The organism is Pseudoalteromonas sp. SG45-3 (assembly GCF_014164075.1).
GTDB classification, from domain to species: domain Bacteria; phylum Pseudomonadota; class Gammaproteobacteria; order Enterobacterales; family Alteromonadaceae; genus Pseudoalteromonas; species Pseudoalteromonas distincta.
Window position 1 is genome coordinate 192,504 of the sequence record NZ_JACJEN010000003.1, and the last position, 22,614, is coordinate 215,117.

The window sequence follows — 22,614 nt, forward strand, 5'->3', positions numbered from 1 at the left end:
AACATGATTAAAAAAATATTTCTATTATTGATTGCAGCGGCCGCCGTCGGCCTGTTCTTTCATTTTGACTTACACCAACTACTTACGCTTGATGGCTTAAAAGGATCGATGGATCAGTTTAACCAATACAAAGAGCAGTCACCGTTACTCGTTATTGGTGGGTTCTTTTTACTATACGTAGTAGTAACTGCTCTCTCTTTACCAGGCGCCGCTATTTTAACACTTGCCGCAGGTGCATTGTTTGGCTTAGTTGAAGGCTTATTGGTTGCATCTTTTGCCTCAACTATTGGCGCAACACTTGCTTTTTTAGTATCGCGTTACTTACTACGTGACACTATTAAACAACGTTTTCCTGAGCGATTAGCCGCCATTGATGCAGGCGTTGAAAAAGAAGGTGGATTTTACTTATTTACCCTTCGTTTAGTGCCGGTGTTTCCGTTCTTTTTAATCAACTTACTAATGGGTGTTACTTCAATAAAGTCTTGGACTTACTACTGGGTAAGCCAAGCAGGTATGCTCGCCGGTACATTTGTATTTGTTAACGCAGGTACACAACTGGCGCAAATAGAAAGCTTATCTGGAATTTTATCATTCAACTTAATCTTATCATTCGCTTTATTGGGTATATTCCCATTCATTGCAAAAGGAATCTTAAACGTGTTTAAAAAGCGTCGCGTATACAAAAACTACACTAAGCCTAAAAAATTCGACCGTAACATGATTGTTATTGGCGCAGGCGCAGGTGGTTTGGTAACAAGTTATATAGCCGCTGCTGTTAAAGCAAAAGTAACCCTTATTGAAGCGGGCGAAATGGGCGGTGACTGTTTAAACTATGGTTGTGTTCCAAGTAAAGCAGTCATTAAAAGCGCTAAAATTGCAGAACAAATTCGCCATGGTGAAAACTACGGCCTAGAAAATGCGACACCGCAGTTTTCGTTCAAAAAAGTAATGGCACGTGTACACAAAGTAATTGCCGATGTAGCACCACACGACAGTGTTGAGCGTTACACCAACCTAGGCGTAGATGTTGTAAAAGGTTACGGTAAATTAATAGACCCGTGGACTGTAGAAATTAAACTTAACGACGGTGGCACGCAAACACTCACCGCTCGTACTATTGTTATTGCAACTGGCGCACGCCCATTTGTACCGCCACTACCTGGTATTGAAGAAACTGGCTATGTAACAAGCGATACATTGTGGAATAAATTTGCAGAGCTAGATGAGGCACCTAAAAAACTTGTAGTACTTGGTGGTGGTCCAATTGGTAGCGAATTAGCACAAAGCTTTGCTCGTTTAGGTTCAAGCGTTACGCAAATTGAAATGGCGGAGCGCATCATGATCAAAGAAGATCTTGAAGTGTCTACTTTTGCTCACGAAGCGTTAACCGAAAGTGGCGTTAATATTTTAACATCGCACCAAGCACTTCGCTGTGAAACGCGCGATGGTAAAAAATATATTGTTGTTAAACATAACGACAAAGAAATAGATATTGAATACGACGAGCTATTATGTGCCGTTGGTAGAAGTGCACGCCTTAAAGGTTACGGTCTTGAAGAGCTAGGCATTGAAACAAACCGCACAGTAGTAACTAACGAATACCTAGAAACACTGTACCCAAATATTTTCGCAGCTGGCGATATTGTAGGTCCATACCAGTTTACGCACGTCGCCGCTCATCAGGGTTGGTACGCAGCGGTAAATGGCTTATTTGGTCACCTTAAAAAGTTTAAAGTAGATTACCGTGTTATTCCGTGGACTACGTTTATTGACCCAGAAGTAGCACGTGTTGGCTTAAACGAGCAAGACGCAAAAGACAAAGGCATAGATTACGAAATTACTCGCTTTGAATTTGAAGAGCTAGACCGCGCAATTACCGACAGCGCTACAAAAGGCTTTATTAAAGTGATTACACCCAAAGGCAAAGACAAAATACTCGGTGTTACCGTGGTGTCTGAACACGCTGGCGATTTGATTGCTGAGTTTGTACTGGCAATGAAACACGGCTTAGGCCTTAATAAAATACTCGGTACTATACACAGCTATCCTACTTGGGCTGAAGGTAATAAGTACGCAGCAGGCGAGTGGAAACGCGCTCATGCACCTGAAAAAGTGCTTAACATGCTTGAAAAATACCATACTTGGCGTCGAGGTTAATTATGTTTAAAACACCTCTAAAAGCATTACTACTTGGTTCGGCTTTAGTTGTAACATCGTTTACAACGTCATTTTCGGCCCAAGCCCAAAATATGCACGATAGCTGGAATGCATTGTTAAATAAGCATGTTGTCGCTATTAACCATAATCACAGTACTGAGGTTGATTACGCTGCCATAAAACGTGAGCATGCACAGCTAAAAACGTATTTAGATTCGTTAACAGCTGTAACGCAAAGCGAATTTGACGCATGGGAAAAGCCTAAGCAACTCGCTTTTTTAATCAATGCTTATAATGCGTGGACTGTTGAACTTATATTGACAAAGTACCCAGATCTTAAATCAATTAAAGACTTAGGGAGCTTTTTTAGCTCACCATGGAGTAAAGAGTTTGTGCCATTACTTGGCAAAACTCGCAGCCTTGATGATATTGAGCATGGTTTAATACGTGGTAGCGGTAAATACAACGACCCACGCATTCACTTTGCGGTAAATTGCGCGAGTATTGGTTGTCCAGCGCTTCGAGAAGAAGCGTATACAGCCACTGATTTAGAAAGCCAATTGCAAGAGCAAACGGTGCGCTTTTTATCTGATATGACACGTAATATGGCTCAAGAAAATACGCTAAGCGTGTCTTCAATATTTAAGTGGTACGGCGATGACTTTGAAAAAGGCTTTAGAGGTGCAAACACGCTACAGCAGTTTTTCTTGCAGTATCCTGATGCCCTTAAACTGATACCCGCTCAGCAAAAAGCACTTAAGAATGATGACATGAAAGTTAAATTTTTCGACTACAACTGGGATTTAAATGTTCGCCATTAAGTTTTGGCAAACACTGACGCGATACAGCTTTTGCTGTGTCGCGTTTTGCGTTTGTGCAATCGTAAATTTAGCTGTTTTTTCGAGCACTGCGTTTGCTAATCCCGCTATTAACTCAAATAGTAAAAGTAATTTAGTAATTAACATACAACAGGGATCTCGCTGGCAACAAGTTCAAACACTTGGTCGCAATCAAGATGTATACTTTTATGCATGGGGCGGCGACGCGCAAATAAATGCCTATATTCAATGGGCAGCTCAGCAAGTTAAAACTAAGTACAACATTAACCTAGTGCATGTAAAATTAAGCGATACCAGCGAAGCAGTAAGCCGTGTACTTGCCGAAAAATCAGCAAACAATAACAACCAAGGCAGCGTAGATTTAATGTGGATCAACGGGGCTAACTTTGCCACCATGAGTGAGCACTCTCTGCTTTTAAAAGAATGGGCTAATAAACTCCCCTACTTTGCATTAACCGATCCGGCTAACAACCCTGCTGTAACCTTTGACTTTGGTTTACCTACCAATGGTATGGAGGCTCCATGGGGGCAAGCGTCACTTACATTTTATTACGACAGCATTGCAATAAATGGTAAGGCAAACAATAAATTGCCGACGACATTAAACGAATTATTAAACTGGAGCGCGCAAAACCCTGGTCGCTTTAGCTACCCAAAGCCGCCTGACTTTTTAGGTATGAGCTTTTTAAAATACGCCTTAGTTGTACTGCATCAGCAAAGCAGCGAAAGTATTAAAGCGCAGCTAAACCAACCAGCTACAACTAAAAATACAGCGCAAGTGTTAAACCCACTGTGGGACTTTTTAGATAAATTACACCCAACTCTTTGGCGTGGTGGCACTCATTTTATGCAAAGTGGTGCTCAAATGCGCCGCCTTGTGGACGATACAGAGTTGAGTTTAGCCTTTACTTTTTCAGCACCAGAAGTACCCGCTGCTGTAAAACGCTATGATTTACCAAACAGCATTCGCAGTTACGCAATGAGTGATGGCAGTTTGAGTAATACCCATTTCGTGGCAATCCCTTACAATGCAAGCCACCAGCAAAGTGCGCAATTAGTGGCTAATTTTTTAATGAGCCCTGAGGCGCAAGCTGAAAAACAAAAAGCGCATATATGGGGCGATAAAAGCGTACTTATTCAATCAACGTTAACACCTGATCAGCAAGCCTTATTTAAAACAGCTAAACCGCATCCAAGTGCACTGCCTTTAAACAGTATTAAACGCACATTGAGCGAACCTCGTCCAAGCTGGGTAAACGCCATTATGCAAGGTTGGCAAACCCGTTATGGAGTAAGCCAATGAGCGTCATTTCAAAAAGTGTAGCAGTAAATACCAAAGCAACAACGCAGTGCAGCACCGATATGTTTACGCGCATTGTAAAATTTAGCCCGCGATTTTTACTCGCTTTACTTATATTACCCGTACTTGGTGGCTTAATTAGCGTATTGCTGCCTGCCTTTGGTTATGCGCCCGTACTTGAGCAAACAACGTTTAGCTTGCAAGGTTTTAATGCCCTTTGGCAAACACCTGGCCTTACCCAAATGGTTACCTTAAGCGTTGCAACAGGCTTAATAAGTACTTTGCTTGCATTTATCATTACCCTAATGATTTTAGCTGCGTTTTTTAACAGCCCGTGGCTTAACCAAATTCAGCGTTTATTGAGCCCTATATTAGTTATACCTCATGCCGCAGCCGCTATTGCGGTGGGGTTTTTAATAGCCCCTTCAGGTATGATTTCACGCTTAGCGTCGCCTTGGTTAAGCGGCTGGGAACTTGCACCAAACGGCATGTTTCCGCATGATTCGTTCGGTATTAGTATTATTTTAGGCTTAACACTCAAAGAGCTTCCCTTTTTATTATTAATGGCACTGGGCGTACTTGCTCAACCTGAGCTTGGCAAAAAATTACGCCAACAACATAAGGTTGCGCTTAACTTGGGTTATTGCCCAATGACCGCCTTTTTTAAAGTAATACTGCCAAGTCTTTATCCGCTGCTGCGTTTACCCCTTTTAGCCGTGCTTGCCTATGCAAGTGCCAGTGTAGAAATGCCACTCATTTTAGGCCCAAATACACCACCCACGTTAGCCGTTGCAATAATGCATTGGTTTAACGATGTTGATTTAAACCTGCGCATTAAAGCCTCTGCAGGTGCTTTATTACAACTGGCTGTTACAGGCGGGTTATTAGCGCTCTGGCTTGGCGCAGAAAAGGCCGTAAAAGTGTTATTTAGCGACTCTCTCACTAATGGGGTGCGCGAATACGGCGGCTTTTATTGGCAAAAAATAACGGTAGTACTCACCACATTAGTAATTAGCTTTATACTGTTGTCACTTATTGGTTTAGTTATGTGGTCGGTTGCAGGCTTTTGGCGCTTTCCAGATGCAATGCCTGAGCAATTTACGCTACTGCATTTTAAAAGTGCGCTAATGCAAATGGGCAGCCCGCTTTTTAATACGCTAGCAATCGGTTTAGTAACCACACTATTTGCCATTATTCTTACTTTATTGTGTTTAGAATCAGAGCAATTGAGTGACAAACCTATTTCTCGTTTTACCAGTTTAATTATTTACTTACCGTTATTAGTACCCAGTATTGCCTTTTTGTTTGGGCTAGTATGGATACAGCAATTGTTAAATAACCAAGCCGCATTTTTTAATGTGGTACTTACGCATTTACTGTTTGTGTTGCCTTATGTGTTTTTGTCACTTGCGAGCAGTTATAGGCGCTTAGATCCTCGTTTTGCTCATGTTGCAGCAAGCTTAGGCGCAGCGCCATGTAAGGTGTTTTTTAAAGTAAAACTACCTCAGTTGTTTGCCCCTATTTTAATTGCAGCCGCACTGGGCTTAGCTATTAGTTTTGGACAATACCTCCCCACGCTTTTAGCTGGCGGCGGGCGTATAGCCACAATAACAACCGAAGCCGTTACGCTTGCCAATGGCGCAAGCAGACGCACCAGTGCCGTGTACGCTATTATGCAAATGGTGTTACCGCTTATTGGATTTATACTGGCATGGGGTTTACCTAAATATTTTTTCAAAAGTGCACGTGTTTAAACGTGCACATATGTAAAGCACCCATGTTTAACACTATCAGGGTTAAGGTTTTTTAATGCAGTCATCGTTACAGATTAAAAATTGTCAGCTTTATCGCCAAAATGAACTGTTACTTAGCTTAAACGAGCAAGTTAATGGCGGTGAAATTCTGACTATTATGGGCCCATCAGGCAGTGGTAAATCAAGCTTATTAAATTGGCTTACGGGTACTTTACCAAGTAGCTTTAAGGCCAATGGAGAGGTGTGGCTTAATGGTCAAAATATCGATAACACCCCTCCACACTTGCGCCATATTGGAGTGCTTTATCAAGACGCTTTATTGTTTTCGCATTTAACTGTTGCTGGTAACATTGCCTTTGCAATGCCCAAAGGCAATAAAAAACAACGCCTTGAAAAAATAGAACACGCACTTGAGAAAGTCGGCCTTAAAGACATGGGTAATCGTCACCCCGACAACCTCTCAGGTGGGCAACAAGCTCGTGTTGCATTATTACGTATGCTGCTGAGCGAACCTAAAGCCATTTTACTTGACGAACCCTTTAGCAAACTCGACACCCAACTGCGTGTTGATACACGCGAACTCGTGTTTAGCCAAATACGCGATCATAAGCTACCTGCAATTATGGTTACTCATGATCATAGCGATGCCGACGCTGCAAATGGCAAACTCATTACTTTAAGTAGCGCACTTTAATACATGACTTTAATGAATAGTTTTAAACGCATAAGGCAACAAACATGCTAGACAAATTTATCACCCCTGTAATTAAGCCACTGTTAACACCTGTGGTTATGCTTATGCATAAACGCGGCATAACCGCCGATCAGCTAACCGTAGTTGGCTTTTTAGTTGGCTTATTAGCAGTGCCATTACTGGCGTTTGAAATGTGGTACGGCGCATTAGTTGCCATTGCTTTAAATCGAATTTTAGATGGACTTGATGGCGCATTAGCACGCTATGCAAACCAAAGTTCAAGCGCAGGTGGCTTTTTAGATATCACACTCGACTTTTTATTTTACGCGGCTATTCCGCTTGGCTTTATTTTGGCAAACCCTGAGCAAAACGCGATAGCGGGATCGTTATTACTTGCTACTTTTATTGGTACGGGTTCAAGCTTTTTAGCTTTTGCGATTGCCGCCGAAAAATTTAAACTCGAAAAACCGCAATTTAAATACAAAAGCTTTTACTACTTAAACGGCTTAACCGAAGGCACTGAAACAATAGCGCTATTTATTGCATTTTGTATTTGGCCGCAGCACTTTGCGGTTATGGCGAGCATTTTTGCTATTGCGTGTGGCATAACTATTTTTACCCGTATACATGGCGGTTATCACACACTTAAGCAACAAGAAGCCGATGCTAACAAAGCAGCTGAAAACGTGCCTAGCAGTTCAAATTCTGAGGTAATAAATGACTAATGAAGTATGGTGGCGACTAGGCTTCTTTTTTAGCATTTTAGTTATAATGATGCTGCTTGAAGCGCAAAAACCAGCGCGTAAATCACCAATAAAAAGCAGTACACGTTGGTTTGCTAATTTTGGATTAGTGTTTGCTTCATCAGTTGTTGCGCGCTTAGTAGTTCCCATTGGGCTAACCGCCGTAGCACTTTACAATCAAGAGCACGGCATAGGCTTATTTAATCAAATAGCTCTACCAAGCAGTTTAATTATTATATTGAGCATACTTTTACTCGATATATTAATTTATTGGCAACATAGGTTATTTCATAACGTGCCTATTTTATGGCGCTTGCACCGTGTACATCACGCCGATGCACACGTAGATACCAGTACAGGGCTGCGCTTTCACCCTATCGAAATTGTACTGAGCATACTTATAAAACTCATTGCAATAACTGCTCTTGGCGTACCTGCCATTGCGGTACTTATTTTTGAAATAGCACTTAATGGTTTAGCATTATTTAATCATGCAAATATACGCCTACCTAATGCCATTGAAAAACCACTGCGTTTAATACTAATGACGCAAATATTGCATCGAATTCACCATAGCCAAGTGGTTAGCGAAACTAACTCAAACTATGGTTTTAGTGTAATTTGGTGGGATAAATTATTTGGTAGCTACAAAGATAAAGCAACAAAAGCCGACACAGATATAAATATTGGTTTAAAAGAATACCCAAGCCAAAACCAAAATGCGTCCCTTTTGGGGTTACTTACAATGCCTTTTAAAAACAAGTAAAAACAAGTAAAAACAAGTAAAAACAAGCATATTTTATCTCATATAATACCAATCCACTTAAAATTGCTTTTATGTAGATTGGTATAACAAAATACTCCTTAAATACTATAAATATACCTGTAACTAACCTTTTAATTGTTAAGTCCTTCCCTACTTTTTTGACGTAAAAAATATTCCGCTCACGCTCCCATCAAAAAACACAAACAACATAACTAATTGTATAAACTGCAGTTTATATACAATCTAAAATTGGTAAACTGGTCTTACCGTAAACTAATTGTAAATAAAATAAACAAATATGTTGACCATTTGCGTACTCCACAATATCATTTGTAAGCGCTTACAAAACACATATCAAAATGTAAGCGCTTACAGAATGAAAAAACAAAGCTCAAAAAACAATTAATCTGACAATAATCTGTTGAAACCGGGGTTCAGTTATGAACATTGAAACAACGCACATTACACGTTTACTTGCCGCTATCTCTTTAGTTACGTTAGCTGGCTGTGGTGGCGACTCTGCCACTAAATCAAATTTTGAAAATGTAGATGCCTCTGAGCCAGTTTCAGATTGGCAAATGGTTTGGAGCGACGAGTTTGAAGGCTCAGCCATTGATACAAACAAATGGAACTATGAATTAAACTGCGATGGCGGTGGTAACAACGAGAAACAGTGTTACACCGACAGCGAGCAAAATGCATTTATTGCAGACGGTCTGTTAAACATTGTTGCCCTACCCGCTGAGGAAGGTGCAGAAAAACCTTACACTTCAGCACGCTTAAATACGCGTTATAACGCCGACTTTACGTATGGCCGTTTTGAAGTGCGCGCCAAACTTCCATCAGGACAAGGTAGCTGGCCAGCATTTTGGATGCTACCAACTGATGAAGTTTACGGCACTTGGCCTCGTTCTGGCGAAATAGATGTTTTAGAATCAGTAAACCTTAAAACACCAGATGAAGACGGCGGTATAGAGTCTAGTATCCACGGCACCCTTCATTACGGACGCGCGTGGCCAGATAACAGCTATACAGGGCAAGAATTTAAATTCCCTGAAGATACTAATCCTGCTGATGACTTCCACACGTATGCTGTTGAATGGCAAGAAGGTGAAATTCGCTGGTACGTAGACGGTTACCTTTATGCAACTCAGCGTCAATCTGAAGTTCGTACTAATGCAAGTGGCGAGGCTGTAGGTCTAAAACATCGTGGCTGGTTTGCAGAATATTTTGAACAAGGTTCTGGCGAGCTTGAAACTCACTGGGATAGCGCACCATTTGATAAAGACTTTCACTTATTGCTAAACCTAGCAGTAGGCGGTGACTGGCCTGAAAACGTAAATGATTTAGGTGTAGACGCTAGCGCATTTGAAAACGGCCAAACCTTTGCTATTGATTACGTACGTGTTTATCAATGTGCATCAAACCCTGAAACAGGTAAAGGCTGTGAAACTATTCGCCCAGGTTACAATAGCTTAGACGATGCGTTGCTTGAAGGCGATGCACCAATCCCTAGCCCACCTTCGACAGGCATTGCAACACCACTAACTATTTTTGGTGAATCATTTAATCCAAACTGGCCTGCATGGGATTGTTGTGGTGGTTCTACTCCCGCTATTGTTGCAGATGAAACCCAAGGTGATGTAGTTGAATTTGTAGTAGGTGCAGAACCCACTGTAATGGGCTTTATTAGCCGTGAGATTTTTATTACTGACGAAGCAGGAAAAGCCAGCCCGTTTGATGCATCTCCAATGCTGGATGAAGGTTACGTTCGCTTTAAAATGAAAGTAACAAATGCACCAGGCACAGCTGATGCAGCTTGGCTTGTAAAACTTGAAAGTAATGAAGGTTCTAGCGCAATAGAAATGCCGATTACAGACAGTGTTGAAGGCGTAAGCCCTGTTGTTGGCCAATGGCAAACTTATACATTTTTACTAAAAGATCTAGATGCAGCAAATTTAGATATTAGTGCAATTGATGTGATCATGGTGTTTCCAGCATGGGGCGCAGGTGAAGGCGCTGTTTATTTAATTGACGATGTTGAGATTACTCAAGATAACTTAGGCGTATCACCTGAGCTTACTATTTTTACTGATGAGCAAAATCTAGCATGGCCAATGTGGGATTGTTGTGGTGGCTCAACCCCTGTTGAAGCTATGGATGATGAAGAACATGGTCTAACTGCAGAGTTTAGCATTGGTGCAGAGCCTACTGTGATGGGCTTTAATAGCCGCACATCGTCAGGAGGCGCAGGCGAATCGTTTGACGCTAGTAGCATTTTAGATGAAGGCGTTATTCAATTTGATTTAAAAGTAACCTCTACTCCTAGCGATCCAGCTACACCGTGGTTGTTTAAAGTTGAGTCAAATGGCGGAGACTCTGCAGTAGAGCTTGAATTAACGGCAAGTGTTGAAGGCGTAGCGCCAGTTACTGGCGAGTGGCAAACATATACATTTAAATTGTCTGATCTTGCAGCTGCTGGCTTAGATGTAAGTACTATAGATGTATTAATGATTTTCCCAGCGTGGGGGGCAGGTGAAGGCTCTGTTTACCGTGTAGATAACGTTAAGATTTATAATCCAAATGCAGCGCCAGCTGCAACGGGTGAGCTTACTGTATTTAAAGATGCAGCTGCCGATCAGTGGAGTATTTGGGATTGTTGTGGTGGCTCTACACCAACAACAGAAACCGATGATGACGCGCATGGCGCAGTAGCGCAATTTAGCATTGGTTCTACTGCAACAGTAATGGGCTTTATTGCTGATGAAGACGTATCGTTTGATGCCTCTGCAATACTTGAAAATGGTGTAGTTCAATTTGATATGAAAGTTGTATCAGCCCCTTCAGATATTGACGCACAATGGCTATTTAAAATTGAATCAATTGTTACATCGAGTGCCGTAGAGCTTGCTTTATCTAGCAGTGTTGAAGGCCAAGTACCTGTAACGGGCGAATGGCAAACATACACCTTCCCTCTTCAGCAATTATTTGATGCCGGCCTAGACATTAGCGCATTAAACGTAATTATGGTTTTTCCTAGCTGGGACATGGGCGATGGCGCGCTTTACCGTATAGATAACGTGATTATTGCAAATCCATAAAACACACACCAATAGGCGCTTAGCGCCTATTGCTACACAACAACATTTTATAAAGCAGAGCTATTATGAACACATTCAATTTTAAAAAGAGCCAACTTGCGGCTTCTGTGTCTCTCATCATTGCTGCGAGCACATTAAACACAGCTATTGCGGCAGAAGCAGAAACAAGCGTTTCATCTGATGTAGAAGTTATTGAAGTAAAAGGTATTCGTGGTTCACTTATTCGTTCTATGGATATGAAACGCGACTCTTCAGGTATTGTAGATGCCATTTCGTCTGAAGAAATGGGTAAATTCCCAGATACCAACTTAGCAGAATCATTACAACGTATTACCGGTGTATCGGTAAGCCGTGCAAACGGTGAAGGTAGCCAAATTACAGTACGTGGTTTTGGCCCTGAGTTTAACTTAATAACCTTAAATGGCCGCCAAATGCCGGGCACAGGTTATACACGCTCGTATAATCTTGAAAACGTTGCCTCTGAGGGCGTAAGTGCCCTTGAAGTTTTTAAAACAGCACGTGCAGACGTGCCAAGCGGTGGCTTAGGTGCAACAGTTAATATTTCTACTGCGCGCCCTTTTCAAAAGCCGGGTCAAAACTTTTCAGCAACCGTTAAAGCAAATCACGACTCGTCAAACGAAGCTGGTGATGACGTAACACCAGAGTTTTCTACTGTTTACAGCAATACTTTTGTAGATGACACTTTTGGCTTTGGTTTTTCGTTTTCGCACCAAGAGCGTGACTTTCAAAAACAAAGTGCCAATATTCAAGGCTGGCAGGCAAACGTAGACTTACCTGAATTAGATAGCAGCAACGTCGTTGATAACCGCACAGACCCTGCAGGTAACTACTACTTCCCTAAAGACATGAATTACTCTATTGAAGATGTAGAACGTGAACGTACAAACGGACAAGTTACCTTTCAATATGCACCGGTAGATGGCTTTGTAGCAACACTTGATTACACCGCAAGTAAAGCTGTAACAGGTTCTCAAAGTATTGGTTGGGGTATTTGGAACGACTTTGGTAGCAATATTAATGGCTACGAGCTTGATGAAAATGGTACGGCTGTTTATGCTGATATTAGCGGTAACGATGCGTCATTCACAGCTAATAAAGGAACTTCAGAAGTAAAAGCGCGCTCACTTGGTTTAAACCTAGATTGGGAAATTAGTGACACGTGGCACGTAGAGCTTGATTACCACGACTCTAAAAACGAAACCGATAACGGCGCCGACAATGGGCTGGGAAGTGCCGGCCAAGTAATTTTAGGTTCTGATCAGCTAGCTAATAAAATTTATGATTACCGCACGGGCGAAGTACCCAGTGCACAAGTTAATTGGTTAAATGGCACAAGTGAATTAACGCCTGGCGAAATTGATTCAAACTTTAGTCAGTTTACTCACTCACCGGGTGAATCAAACATTGAACAATTACAGCTACATACAACATGGTATAACGAAAGTTATGACATTGGTTTAGTTAAAGTCAAATTTGGCGCATCACGTACAGAACAAAACACCGGTGGTTACACCGCATGGAGTGGTTTAGTAGGTGGCCCTGGTTTTAACCCGTCGTATACAGAAATATTCCCAGACGGCATGTTTACCCGTCACGATACATCGGGCCTTTTAGATCAATTTGAAGGGGGCGGCAGTGACTTACAACCTGGTTACTACTATACCTACGATTTTGACGAAGCTGTTGCGCGCCAAATTGCTTACTTAACAGCTGATGTGACAGGCGGCGATGCATACGCCGCAAATGCATATATGGATGGTATTGACAGCGAAAGCTACGTAGAAGAAATCACTAATAGCTTTTATGTTCAATCAAGCTGGGAATTTGACGTAAGTAACTACTACGTAAAAGTAAATGCAGGCCTACGCTATGAGCAAACAGACGTAACAAGTACTGTGCGCCAACGCGTTGAAGATCAAGTTAATTGGATCAGCGCTTCAGAGTGGATCATGCAATACGCTGCTGGCGGCGATGATAACTTCTTAGAGCAACAAGGTGATTACGATGTTTTACTGCCTTCAATCGACGTAAGTGTTGATTTAACTGAAGACGTAGTAGCCCGCGTATCTTGGGGTAAAACAATGTCGCGTGCACCACTAGGTAATTTAGCCGGTGGCCGTAGTTTAACAGGGAGCCCAAAACCGGGTTCTCGTACAGGTAGCCAAGGTAATACAAACTTATTGCCGTTTGAATCAACAAACCTTGATTTATCACTTGAGTATTACTACGCAGAAGGCAGCTACGCGTCTGTTGGTTACTTTAAAAAAGATGTTGATAACTTTATTCAAACCACTATTACGCAAACCACTATTGATGGCTTGCACGATATTTTAAACGGCCCTCGTTACTTACAAGCCGTAAGCGATATTGAATCACGTGGTGAGCAAGCAACAACCGACGCTATTTTTGCACAAATGATTGCCAGCGGTTACGGCAATGCAAATGGCGTTATTGAACCAAACAGCGACGATCCGCTAATTACATGGAATATTAGCCAACCACAAAACACCGACAGTAAATCGGTGGATGGTTTTGAAGTAGCTGTTCAGCACTTAATTGGTGAAACCGGTTTTGGTGTTGGTGTTAACGCAACGTTTGTAGATGGCGACGTTGAATTTGATAGCGAAAGCCTTGATCAACAAGCACCGCTTACAGGCTTAAGTGACTCAGCTAACTTCCAAGGCTTTTACGAAAAAGACGGCCTATCAGTTAAAATTACTTATGCATGGCGCGACTCATACCTAATTGGTGTTGGCCAAGCGCAAGGTTCAGCTGATGCGCCTCCGCAATATGCTAAAGCGTATGGCCAATGGGATATGAGCGTTAACTACGATGTAAACGAAAACGTAACGGTATTTTTTGATGGCATAAACTTAAATAATGCAACCGAAGAAGGTTACGGACGTTACGAAGAGCAGTTCTTATTTGCTAATCAATACGGTCCTCGTTACTCAATTGGTGCTCGTTACACGTTCTAACTAAATTTCCTTTAGTAAAAAATGCAAAAAACCGCTCACTGAGCGGTTTTTTATTGTCTAAAGTCATAATTTTTTAATAAATGGTACCAATCTGTTTATATATGGGGTCTATTTAACGTTAAGAAAATTACGCTATAACTAGGCAAAAATTTTTGTACCTAGTTGTTCTAAATAAAAATTTCAGCGACATTATAGTGAAATTTAATTCACTAAATTGCTCAAAGATTCATGTCGGTTGGTATGATTACATATACATACCGCCCGATACCTCAAGTCGCTGGCCTGTCATCCAACGGTTTTCGTCCGCTAATAAGTTGGCAATCATAGGCCCTATATCGTCTGTTACACCGACTCTGCCCATTGCCGTTTGTGATGTAATAAACGCATTTACTTCATCGTTATCACGAACGGCGCCATTACCAAAGTCGGTTTCAATTGCACCAGGGGCTACAACATTTACCGTAATATTTTTAGGTGCAAGTTCTTTAGCTAAATACCTTGTCATTACTTCTATTGCACCTTTGGTCATTGCATAAGTAATATGACCGGGTAATGAAAAACGCGTTAAACCACTTGATAAATTAATAATACGACCACCGTTTTTTATAAAGGGCAACAATGTTTGGGTAACAAAAAATACTCCCCTTAAGTTAATATTTATTAACGTATCAAAAGTTGATTCACTTGTGTCTGCAAAACTGCTAGTAAGCCCCACCCCTGCATTATTAATTAAGTAATCAAACTCACTTTGTTGCCAATGAGTCTGCAGGACATTTTGTAGTTGTTGTGCAAAATCCTCAAAGCCGAGCATATCACTTACATCTAATTGCAATGCAACCGCTTTAGAGCCTAGCTCCTGTACTTGCTTTACAACCTCTTTTGCTTCTTTTTCATGACGACGGTAAGTAAAAATGCAATCGATATTTTGCTTTGCAAGGCAAAGCACCGTGCTTTTACCAAGCCCACGATTACCACCGGTGATCACTGCAATTCGTTTGTTCATTGTTATATCCTGTTGAAAATAAAAGCGGGGAGTTAAATAACTTCCAAGCCAGTATATTTTTTCAAGCAACAAAGATAAACAGGCTGAAAAGAGTTACACTGTTCAAAATAAACGAACAATAAACGGTATTATGAAAGACCTAAATGCAATACGTATTTTTATTAAAGTAGCGCAACTCAGTAGTTTTTCTAAAGCAGCAACAAGCTTAAATCTTCCTAAGTCAAGTGTATCGCAAGCAGTAACCATGCTCGAAAGTACATTAAATACGCGTTTATTACACCGTACTACACGCACCGTAAATATGACTTCAGACGGTGAGCTATTTTATCAACGTGCACTGGGAATTATCAGCGACGCTGACGATTTAAAAAATTTATTTGTAACTGAGGATAAAGGTTTAACAGGCCGAATACGTGTAGATATGCCACAAGCTGTTAGTCGAGATACCATAATTCCAAACTTAAGTTCGTTTTTAAAAATGCACCCAAATCTTGAAATAGAACTTGGCAGCTCCGATAGACGAGTAGATGTCATTAAAGAAGGATTTGATTGCGTAGTAAGAGTGGGCGAACTTACCGACTCATCATTAATTGCACGACGTTTGGGTAGCTTTAAAGTTTTAAATTGCGTAAGCCGTTATTATGTAAAAAATCATGGCTTACCTAAAACTCTAAACGATTTAAAAAATCATTACATTGTTCGCTACAGTCAAACACTTGGTATCCCTGATCCGGGTTTCGAATATTTAGATAGCAATAATCAATTGCAATCAATAACGATGAAAAGCCAGCTTACTGTTAACTCCTCAGAGGCATATTTAAGCGCAGTACTGAGTGGTTTCGGGCTTATTCAATCACCTATTCACGGTATAAGTAAATACCTTGAATCTGGCGAACTTATACAGGTTTTGCCTCAATACGCGATGCCCGACCTACCAATCAATATTTTGTACACGAATAGGCGTCACTTACCCAAACGCGTAAGTGCATTTATGCTTTGGCTTGAAGAACAATTGAGTGTATTTACAAAGTAATAACCTAGTTGCTCGCTTGAGTTACTAATACAAGTTACAGATTTTTAATCTGCTCAAGCAACACATTAGTTGTCCAATCAATGCCGTTATACGCAATATCTGGCTTGTAGTAAGACCCTGCCCCTCGCGCTCTGTTTACGTATACTTTGTTAGGTACAATCACTTTCCCCAACCCTGAAGGTAAATCAGCTAAGCGTACTTCCATATACATAGAATCAGCACTGCTTGGCGCACCGAATAACGTTGTATTTTCAAAAAGCTTAAACTTATCAAGCGCATCTAAACAAGCACTGGCGCACTGCGGCGGAACAATAACAAACACCTTGGTTTTAAAGTCACTAGTTAAAGGATTTTGTGGCATATTATTTAGCGTATTAGTTTCTTGTTCTACATAAAATGGGGCATCATTTTTAAGTGATAAAGCCATACCAGCTGCTACGGTTTTAACTATTTTCAATAATTCAGGCTGATCTTTTACAATCTCTAATAAAGACACTACATGGTCAGTATTATCTTTTGATGCTCTCCACCACACTTGCGTGTTTTGAGATTTATCATTTGCTTTTTGTTCTACTACCTTTTCACCCCATAATTCTTTGGCTATTTGTGAGCTCCAATAAGATGAGCCACCTTGGTTATGACGCAAATCTAATACCACGGCTTTTGCAGTAAGTAACTTGCTACGCTGCTGTTTTATTTTTTCAAACACTTTATTGTATGCAGCAGTTTGTTTATCTGTTGATGAAAAGCTAGGCATAGCAATCCAAGCAATGTTTTTTTCAGGCCACGTTAAATCAATGGGAAGCTCATCACCGTTATAAGCATTTTCTAAATACTTGCTTGCTGACTTAGGCCTTACTGACCAATTTAATACGTGTGTATAGGTATCGCTATTGGCTTTAACAAATTCACATTTTTTTAGAGGGGTTAAAAATGGATTGCCCTCGTCAATTAGTAACCGCCAACCTTGCTGCCACCAATGCCCAGGTTGTGCAACTTCACCATGAAACTTAAATATTCTCTCACGCATTAAGGTATCAGTGCTTTGCCCATCACATTGGCTTACAACGTCGCCTTTACTAATATTGTTGGTTTCGCTGTAATACACTTTTAGCGCATCACCTCGCCATACAGCTCTAAAGCCGGGCCAGCGGCGCGCGGGTCTATCTACGCTTGAAAACGCACCAGCATGACCATCTTGTAACACAGTACTAAAACGTGCAATTGACGCAACATGCGCCTGCGGCCCACTCGCTTGTGACGAGAGTGCAAGCGCCTCTGCTTTTGCTTGTTTTAATAAATCAGGAAAAGTTGGGTTATTAACATCAAACATACCTGGATGATTTTGTGCAGTAATACTATAAGCCGCGTTAATATCGCGCTCTGTTATGCTGCGCCACTGCTCAGGTGTAGTAGGTAGAGTGGGTTCTTGTGCAGCATTTATAATTGGTGATAGTAGTAAAGCGCAGAGCAATACATGATTGGTTATAATATGGAACGAAGTAAAATTAGCCATTTATATTTTTCCTTTTAATCTTCTTGCCGGTGCAATGTTATTGCAACTCTGTACCTTAATGGCCATTTTCTATTATTACTTTATCGATCCATTCATTAAAGGATGACACTCTGACAAAAACTGCGACTGAATCATATTTTCCGGGAATGAATTGATTTAACGCAGAGTCTATTTCCACCCAGCTGGCTAAACCTACTAAGATTGGCTTATCTTCGGTAAATATGACTGCAGGACCTCCACTATCCCCAGAGCCAATAGTCCCCTCCAAAGGTAGAGCAGTTTCGTCTGCGTCAAATTTAAATCTAATCCAGCGTTCATCAACTTTAGTGATAACATTGTTGTAATAATTAAGCTGCCTAAATTCTTGAGTCGGTGCCAAGTCTGTAAATTTTTGTCGAAACCAGTTGTAAACTTTTTCTAAAAAACCGGCGTTTTTTGTCTCTCTTAATTCTCCAGTTAAACCATTACCTACCGCTCCCTTACCGTATACAGTAACTTCGAGGCCTAATTCAGTTTCTCCAGAAAAACGTCTAATTGGATTAATATGATCTACTGAATCGGTAAGTTTAATTAATGCTATATCGCTATGGCTATTTAAAAAATCCATCAATGGTTGAGGATCACTATCCCCCCAGTCAGTTTGGTCTTGGACATATTCTGGGTGAAAAATTATTTTATCGATTTTATTTTCGATACCACCTACTTCTATAGGTTTTCCAAGATAATCATAATAAAATGTGTAAATTACATGTGCGGGAGCTAACAACCAATTTTTATCTATTAAAACAGCTGTCCCTTCAAAGGGCATATCTACATAGTATTCTGGAGCATTTTTTAGTTCGTACAGCTCAGGCTTAATATCATGGCGCTTAACAACTGCCTGCGAATTAAAAGCAATCATCAACACAAAAATAATAAATTTTTTCATTTAAACATCCTTATCATAAGAGACAGAAAAAAAGTCAACCCCTTGAGCTTAACATTCGTACCTATCGCCCGCTTAAGCGGACAAAAGTTGTTGGCTATAACTGTTTAGCGGAGCGAAACAGCCAACTGTTTTTGTTCCGTTTAAAGTGCTTGTTAGCACTATATATATTGCGATGCACTCTCTTTTAAGACTTCTAGCATTACTAATATTTCTGATGGAGAATAAACAGTAGCATTACCCTCAAAACCATAACGCCACGAAACAAAATGGTCTCGGTATTTTTCAAAAAATTCTTCTGATGTTATTCCACTTATACGCTTTTCAAATGCACTACTGATTTGTTTGCGGTTAGCATCATTTAAATGGTTAAATAGTTTGCCAAGGTCATGCCCTCTGTTGCTACCTTCACTAGTTACATTCTCATATTTGGTAACACCCTCGCAGTACTCTGATGGTTGATTAAAAACAGTTTGCCCATCAAAACATTTTAGATAAAGTTCAATTGCAAAGGTGGCATTTACAATAAATGGAGATCCTCTATATTGCATTTCATTAGCTTGATTTAAAACCTGAGCAGCAATATGAAAACTTTCTGCTTTGTAATAGATATTGGGTTCCGCTTTTCTTAAAACCTTCATTTATGCAACCCACTCAACTTATAGTGCTATCAATTTTATCTACGACATTGTCGTTTATTAAACCGACAAATATCCTAATATTGCGATACATTTATCTTAGCCATCAAATAAATATGTGTAAACAAATAGTTAAGTGCGAATTGATATGTTAATTGTAAAAATACACCAAAATGGAGAAGAGCAATAATATTCCAGATAAGCAAAATTTCCTCTTGAACAAAGCGAATAAACTATAAAAACTTGCTCATATAATCATCTTTGCACACTTTTCAAAAAGCGCCTGTGCTCTAAGGAGGTATTAAACGGGTTGTAAAAAGTACGATAAAAACACCTAAGGTAAATACTCTTAATTTTTACTTTGCTAACGCGCTGAATATGTTAGTTTATTAACATGTGTATTGAGTAAAGAATTGGTATGAGTAAGCAAACCCGCTGGACCCTAAAAAGTATTGCTAAAGAGTTAGGTGTGTCTAACGCGACAGTATCTAATGCGTTTAATCGCCCTGATCAGCTATCGGCTAAACGCCGAGACGATATTCTCGCAGCGTGTAAAACTTTGGGCTATTACGGGCCCAATAAGGCCGCGCAATCTTTGCGTAATGGCACATTTAATATTGTTGCTTTAGTGCTGCCCGATAGTGTGGAATACATGGTGTCGGACCCTGTGGCTAGCAGCTTTATGCGCGGTGTTACCTCGGTGCTTGAAAAAAACGGCATTAATGTTTTATTGTTTTCAGGTAATAGCGGTAACCTTAACAACGTGGTCGACTTGGTAGATGGCTTTATTTGTTATGGCCGCCCTCGTAATAACGCGTTAGTTGAGCAGTTAAAAACAGTGTCTAAACATGTAGTGACAATTGATTTTGATATTGCTCGCAATGCCTCTGTAAATATTAATAACGAGCAAGCAAGTTACGAAATTGCTAAACACGTACTGCATAATCAAAGCGATAAAGTGGCTATATTAGGGCTTAGATTACTTGATGAAAACGTATTATGCCGCGTGTATGAGCATCACGAATTTGAAACCGGACAATCTATTTCGCATCAACGTTTACGTGGTTATCAACGCGCTTTAAGCGAGGCAAATATTACGGTGGCTGACGATCGTATTTGGAACATTCCTGAAAGCAGCGAGCGTTTTGCTAATATTGCTGCTAAAGAGGTTTTAAGTGCCTCCCCTCGCCCTAACGTTATTATTTGTATGAGTGATTTAATTGCCCTTGCCACAATGCGAGAAGCAATAAAACAAGGCATAAAGATAGGTGAAGAACTGCGTATTGTGGGCTTTGATGGTATTGATGAAGCAGCCCGGTTTGTACCTCGCCTAACCACCATTCATCAAAACAGCCAAGAAAAAGGCGTTATAGCCGCCGAATTATTTATTTCTAAAGAAGAAAAAACTCAGGAAGTCAGTTACGAATTAGAGATTGGTGCGAGTAGTTAGCTTACAAACCTTGTAATAGTTTTATGTGTTAAAAAGCCAAGCTACTTAAGCTTGGCTTTTGCTTTACATGGCGCTTGTAAATTACTTTTATAACATTAAGCTAAAAATGAATTTAAGTTAATCGTTGTTTCTTCATCACCGTTTACCTGCGTAATAAGTGCATGGCGTAATTTAAAGTCAACAGTCAGTGAAATAGTTTGCTCATCTAGTTGCCACGATAAACAACACATACTGCCTTCACCTTGGGCGCTAAATTCACCTGCAAATGCAGGGTGTGAATTGCGAATTTTAATTAATTCAATTAAACCTTTTACTACAGGCTTATTTAAGGCTTTGTCGATTATATTTGCATCTAAATATGGGCGGTTAATATCACGGCCAACATTTGTATTAGCTAATAGCTCCATATCATTTTCGCAAGCAAATAGGCCGCCGTAATAAACTTGTGGTACACCTGGAGCAAAAAATTGAATTGCACGCGACAGTAAGTAATCAAAGTCTTTAGCGCCTAATGCGTTGTAGTACGTACAGTTAACTTGATATAAGTCGACATTACTCGCCGCAGCGCCCGTAGCTTGGCGGCTTTGGTTGTTGCTGTTGGCGTGCATTGTTTCTACTAGGTTATCAATCTGCTGTGCATTTAATAGCCCTGGTTTGTCGCCCATTGGACCTGCGTCAATAATGCCAATACCGTCATGTGTATCAAGTACAGTTAAGCAATTACGTGGCGAAATTTGTAACCATTTGAGCAGTGCATCTACATCGTTGTTAAATAAGCTGTGTAAAATAAGCGGTGGTAACGCAAAGTCGTAAACCATATTTACGCGTTTTGCCACTTCTACCTGAGTTTGATAATGGCTATGAATTTCTGCAATGGTTTCCATGCCTAAATCGTTTGCTTGCTTAGATAAGTTATCTAGGTAGCCAAACGTTTCATCAAGCATAAAGCAGTTAGTGCCAGCTTGCTTAATAGCGTAACCCGCCGCATCTAAACGAATAATATTTACATTGTTAGCCGAAAATTTAGTGAGTACGTTATTTAAATACGCAACACCGGCTTCTACTTTTACGTTTATATCAATTTGGTTATCGGTAAAAGTGGTCCAGAAGTCATACGTTTTACCATCACCACATTTCATTGGGGTAAAGCAACTACCAGGACGTGGGCGGTAAATTGCTTTTTGCTCAGCTTCGCTCATACCATTTGGAAATACATCATCTTTGGTTAAAAACAAATCCCAAAATTCTGATTGCTTACCTTTAGCTAATACATCTTGAAACTGAAAAGACTGCGCCGATACATGGTTAACAATTAGGTCAGCCATTAAGTCGAGATCTTTACCTAATACTTGTATGTCTTCCCAAGTGCCTATTCTAGAATCAACTTCACTATGGTCAATAGGGTCAAAGCCAGCATCGCTGCCATCAATAGGATTGTAAAATGGCAATAAGTGCACACCACCAAATACGCCTTTTAAAGGGCCGTTTAAAAGTGTGGTTAGCGCGCCTATATTTTGGCCAGTGATTCGATCAGCATATGTGATCAATTGAACTTTATTCTTCATCATTGTGTGATTACCATGTTGAAACTTAATCGATTAAGATATATCTTTAACTAGCGAGTAAGAATTTACAAGTAATTTTTAATAATTTTACATACAAATTTCGTGTCTCACGTAATACTACAGTAAGCAAC

The 22,614-nt window shown here is 40.4% G+C and carries 16 protein-coding genes; 11 read left to right on the plus strand and 5 right to left on the minus strand.

Features of this window, described 5'->3' with window-relative positions:
* The first annotated feature begins 3 nt into the window (after positions 1-3).
* From H5126_RS05350 to H5126_RS05390, 9 genes are all read left to right on the plus strand, one after another.
* Positions 4-2,157, plus strand: a complete 2,154-nt coding sequence (locus tag H5126_RS05350; protein WP_182720925.1) for an FAD-dependent oxidoreductase — start codon at positions 4-6, stop codon at positions 2,155-2,157.
* A gap of 2 nt (positions 2,158-2,159) precedes the next feature.
* On the plus strand, positions 2,160-2,978 hold the full coding sequence (locus H5126_RS05355; protein ID WP_182720926.1) for a DUF547 domain-containing protein: 819 nt from the start codon (positions 2,160-2,162) through the stop codon (positions 2,976-2,978).
* Positions 2,965-4,299 carry an ABC transporter substrate-binding protein gene (locus H5126_RS05360; protein WP_182720927.1) on the plus strand — a complete coding sequence of 445 codons (1,335 nt, stop codon included), beginning with the start codon at positions 2,965-2,967 and terminating at the stop codon, positions 4,297-4,299. Before H5126_RS05355 ends, H5126_RS05360 begins: the two co-directional genes overlap by 14 nt.
* Positions 4,296-6,050 carry an ABC transporter permease gene (locus tag H5126_RS05365; RefSeq protein ID WP_182720928.1) on the plus strand — a complete coding sequence of 585 codons (1,755 nt, stop codon included), beginning with the start codon at positions 4,296-4,298 and terminating at the stop codon, positions 6,048-6,050. The genes H5126_RS05360 and H5126_RS05365 overlap by 4 nt, the downstream gene beginning before the upstream one ends.
* 55 nt (positions 6,051-6,105) lie before the next feature.
* Positions 6,106-6,744: an ATP-binding cassette domain-containing protein gene (locus tag H5126_RS05370; RefSeq protein WP_076924245.1), complete on the plus strand. Its 639-nt coding sequence runs from the start codon at positions 6,106-6,108 to the stop codon at positions 6,742-6,744.
* A 44-nt stretch (positions 6,745-6,788) separates the two neighbouring features.
* Positions 6,789-7,469: a CDP-alcohol phosphatidyltransferase family protein gene (locus H5126_RS05375; RefSeq protein WP_182720929.1), complete on the plus strand. Its 681-nt coding sequence runs from the start codon at positions 6,789-6,791 to the stop codon at positions 7,467-7,469.
* Positions 7,462-8,253 carry a sterol desaturase family protein gene (locus H5126_RS05380; protein ID WP_182758506.1) on the plus strand — a complete coding sequence of 264 codons (792 nt, stop codon included), beginning with the start codon at positions 7,462-7,464 and terminating at the stop codon, positions 8,251-8,253. The genes H5126_RS05375 and H5126_RS05380 overlap by 8 nt, the downstream gene beginning before the upstream one ends.
* A 440-nt stretch (positions 8,254-8,693) precedes the next feature.
* Positions 8,694-11,354 (plus strand): glycoside hydrolase family 16 protein, encoded by a 2,661-nt coding sequence (locus tag H5126_RS05385; RefSeq protein WP_182719929.1) that lies wholly within the window; start codon positions 8,694-8,696, stop codon positions 11,352-11,354.
* A 65-nt stretch (positions 11,355-11,419) separates the two neighbouring features.
* Positions 11,420-14,353 (plus strand): TonB-dependent receptor, encoded by a 2,934-nt coding sequence (locus tag H5126_RS05390; protein WP_182719930.1) that lies wholly within the window; start codon positions 11,420-11,422, stop codon positions 14,351-14,353.
* Between the two features lie 244 nt (positions 14,354-14,597).
* Here H5126_RS05390 and H5126_RS05395 read toward each other — a convergent pair whose 3' ends face one another.
* Complete coding sequence (locus H5126_RS05395; protein WP_182719931.1) at positions 14,598-15,356, minus strand: SDR family NAD(P)-dependent oxidoreductase; 759 nt, start codon at positions 15,354-15,356, stop codon at positions 14,598-14,600.
* 130 nt (positions 15,357-15,486) lie between these two features.
* On the opposite strand from H5126_RS05395, the gene H5126_RS05400 reads away from it, so the two are divergent.
* Entirely contained in the window at positions 15,487-16,389 is a 903-nt protein-coding gene (locus H5126_RS05400; RefSeq protein ID WP_182719932.1) for a LysR family transcriptional regulator, read from the plus strand.
* Positions 16,390-16,423: 34 nt separating this feature from the next.
* Here the strand turns inward: H5126_RS05400 and H5126_RS05405 are convergent, their stop codons facing one another.
* From H5126_RS05405 to H5126_RS05415, 3 genes are all read right to left on the minus strand, one after another.
* On the minus strand, positions 16,424-17,905 hold the full coding sequence (locus H5126_RS05405) for a S41 family peptidase (protein ID WP_182719933.1): 1,482 nt from the start codon (positions 17,903-17,905) through the stop codon (positions 16,424-16,426).
* Between the two features lie 55 nt (positions 17,906-17,960).
* Positions 17,961-18,833, minus strand: coding sequence for a trypsin-like serine protease (locus tag H5126_RS05410; RefSeq protein WP_182692362.1), 873 nt, complete (start codon positions 18,831-18,833; stop codon positions 17,961-17,963).
* A 158-nt stretch (positions 18,834-18,991) separates the two neighbouring features.
* A complete protein-coding gene (locus H5126_RS05415) occupies positions 18,992-19,471 on the minus strand; it encodes a hypothetical protein (RefSeq protein WP_182692363.1) in 480 nt (159 codons plus the stop codon).
* A gap of 415 nt (positions 19,472-19,886) precedes the next feature.
* On the opposite strand from H5126_RS05415, the gene H5126_RS05420 reads away from it, so the two are divergent.
* The gene (locus H5126_RS05420) at positions 19,887-20,918 is read left to right on the plus strand and encodes a LacI family DNA-binding transcriptional regulator (RefSeq protein ID WP_182695370.1); all 1,032 of its coding nucleotides are present in this window, start codon (positions 19,887-19,889) and stop codon (positions 20,916-20,918) included.
* Between the two features lie 95 nt (positions 20,919-21,013).
* Here the strand turns inward: H5126_RS05420 and gtfA are convergent, their stop codons facing one another.
* Complete coding sequence (gene gtfA / locus H5126_RS05425) at positions 21,014-22,486, minus strand: sucrose phosphorylase (RefSeq protein WP_182719934.1); 1,473 nt, start codon at positions 22,484-22,486, stop codon at positions 21,014-21,016.
* Between the last annotated feature and the right edge of the window lie 128 nt (positions 22,487-22,614).

Coding starts and splice junctions, on each gene's coding strand:
- H5126_RS05350 (WP_182720925.1), top strand. CDS start 4: ATGATTAAAAAAATATTTCTATTATTGATTGCAGCGGCCGCCGTCGGC.
- H5126_RS05355 (WP_182720926.1), top strand. CDS start 2,160: ATGTTTAAAACACCTCTAAAAGCATTACTACTTGGTTCGGCTTTAGTT.
- H5126_RS05360 (WP_182720927.1), top strand. CDS start 2,965: ATGTTCGCCATTAAGTTTTGGCAAACACTGACGCGATACAGCTTTTGC.
- H5126_RS05365 (WP_182720928.1), top strand. CDS start 4,296: ATGAGCGTCATTTCAAAAAGTGTAGCAGTAAATACCAAAGCAACAACG.
- H5126_RS05370 (WP_076924245.1), top strand. CDS start 6,106: ATGCAGTCATCGTTACAGATTAAAAATTGTCAGCTTTATCGCCAAAAT.
- H5126_RS05375 (WP_182720929.1), top strand. CDS start 6,789: ATGCTAGACAAATTTATCACCCCTGTAATTAAGCCACTGTTAACACCT.
- H5126_RS05380 (WP_182758506.1), top strand. CDS start 7,462: ATGACTAATGAAGTATGGTGGCGACTAGGCTTCTTTTTTAGCATTTTA.
- H5126_RS05385 (WP_182719929.1), top strand. CDS start 8,694: ATGAACATTGAAACAACGCACATTACACGTTTACTTGCCGCTATCTCT.
- H5126_RS05390 (WP_182719930.1), top strand. CDS start 11,420: ATGAACACATTCAATTTTAAAAAGAGCCAACTTGCGGCTTCTGTGTCT.
- H5126_RS05395 (WP_182719931.1), bottom strand. CDS start 15,356: ATGAACAAACGAATTGCAGTGATCACCGGTGGTAATCGTGGGCTTGGT.
- H5126_RS05400 (WP_182719932.1), top strand. CDS start 15,487: ATGAAAGACCTAAATGCAATACGTATTTTTATTAAAGTAGCGCAACTC.
- H5126_RS05405 (WP_182719933.1), bottom strand. CDS start 17,905: ATGGCTAATTTTACTTCGTTCCATATTATAACCAATCATGTATTGCTC.
- H5126_RS05410 (WP_182692362.1), bottom strand. CDS start 18,833: ATGAAAAAATTTATTATTTTTGTGTTGATGATTGCTTTTAATTCGCAG.
- H5126_RS05415 (WP_182692363.1), bottom strand. CDS start 19,471: ATGAAGGTTTTAAGAAAAGCGGAACCCAATATCTATTACAAAGCAGAA.
- H5126_RS05420 (WP_182695370.1), top strand. CDS start 19,887: ATGAGTAAGCAAACCCGCTGGACCCTAAAAAGTATTGCTAAAGAGTTA.
- gtfA (WP_182719934.1), bottom strand. CDS start 22,486: ATGATGAAGAATAAAGTTCAATTGATCACATATGCTGATCGAATCACT.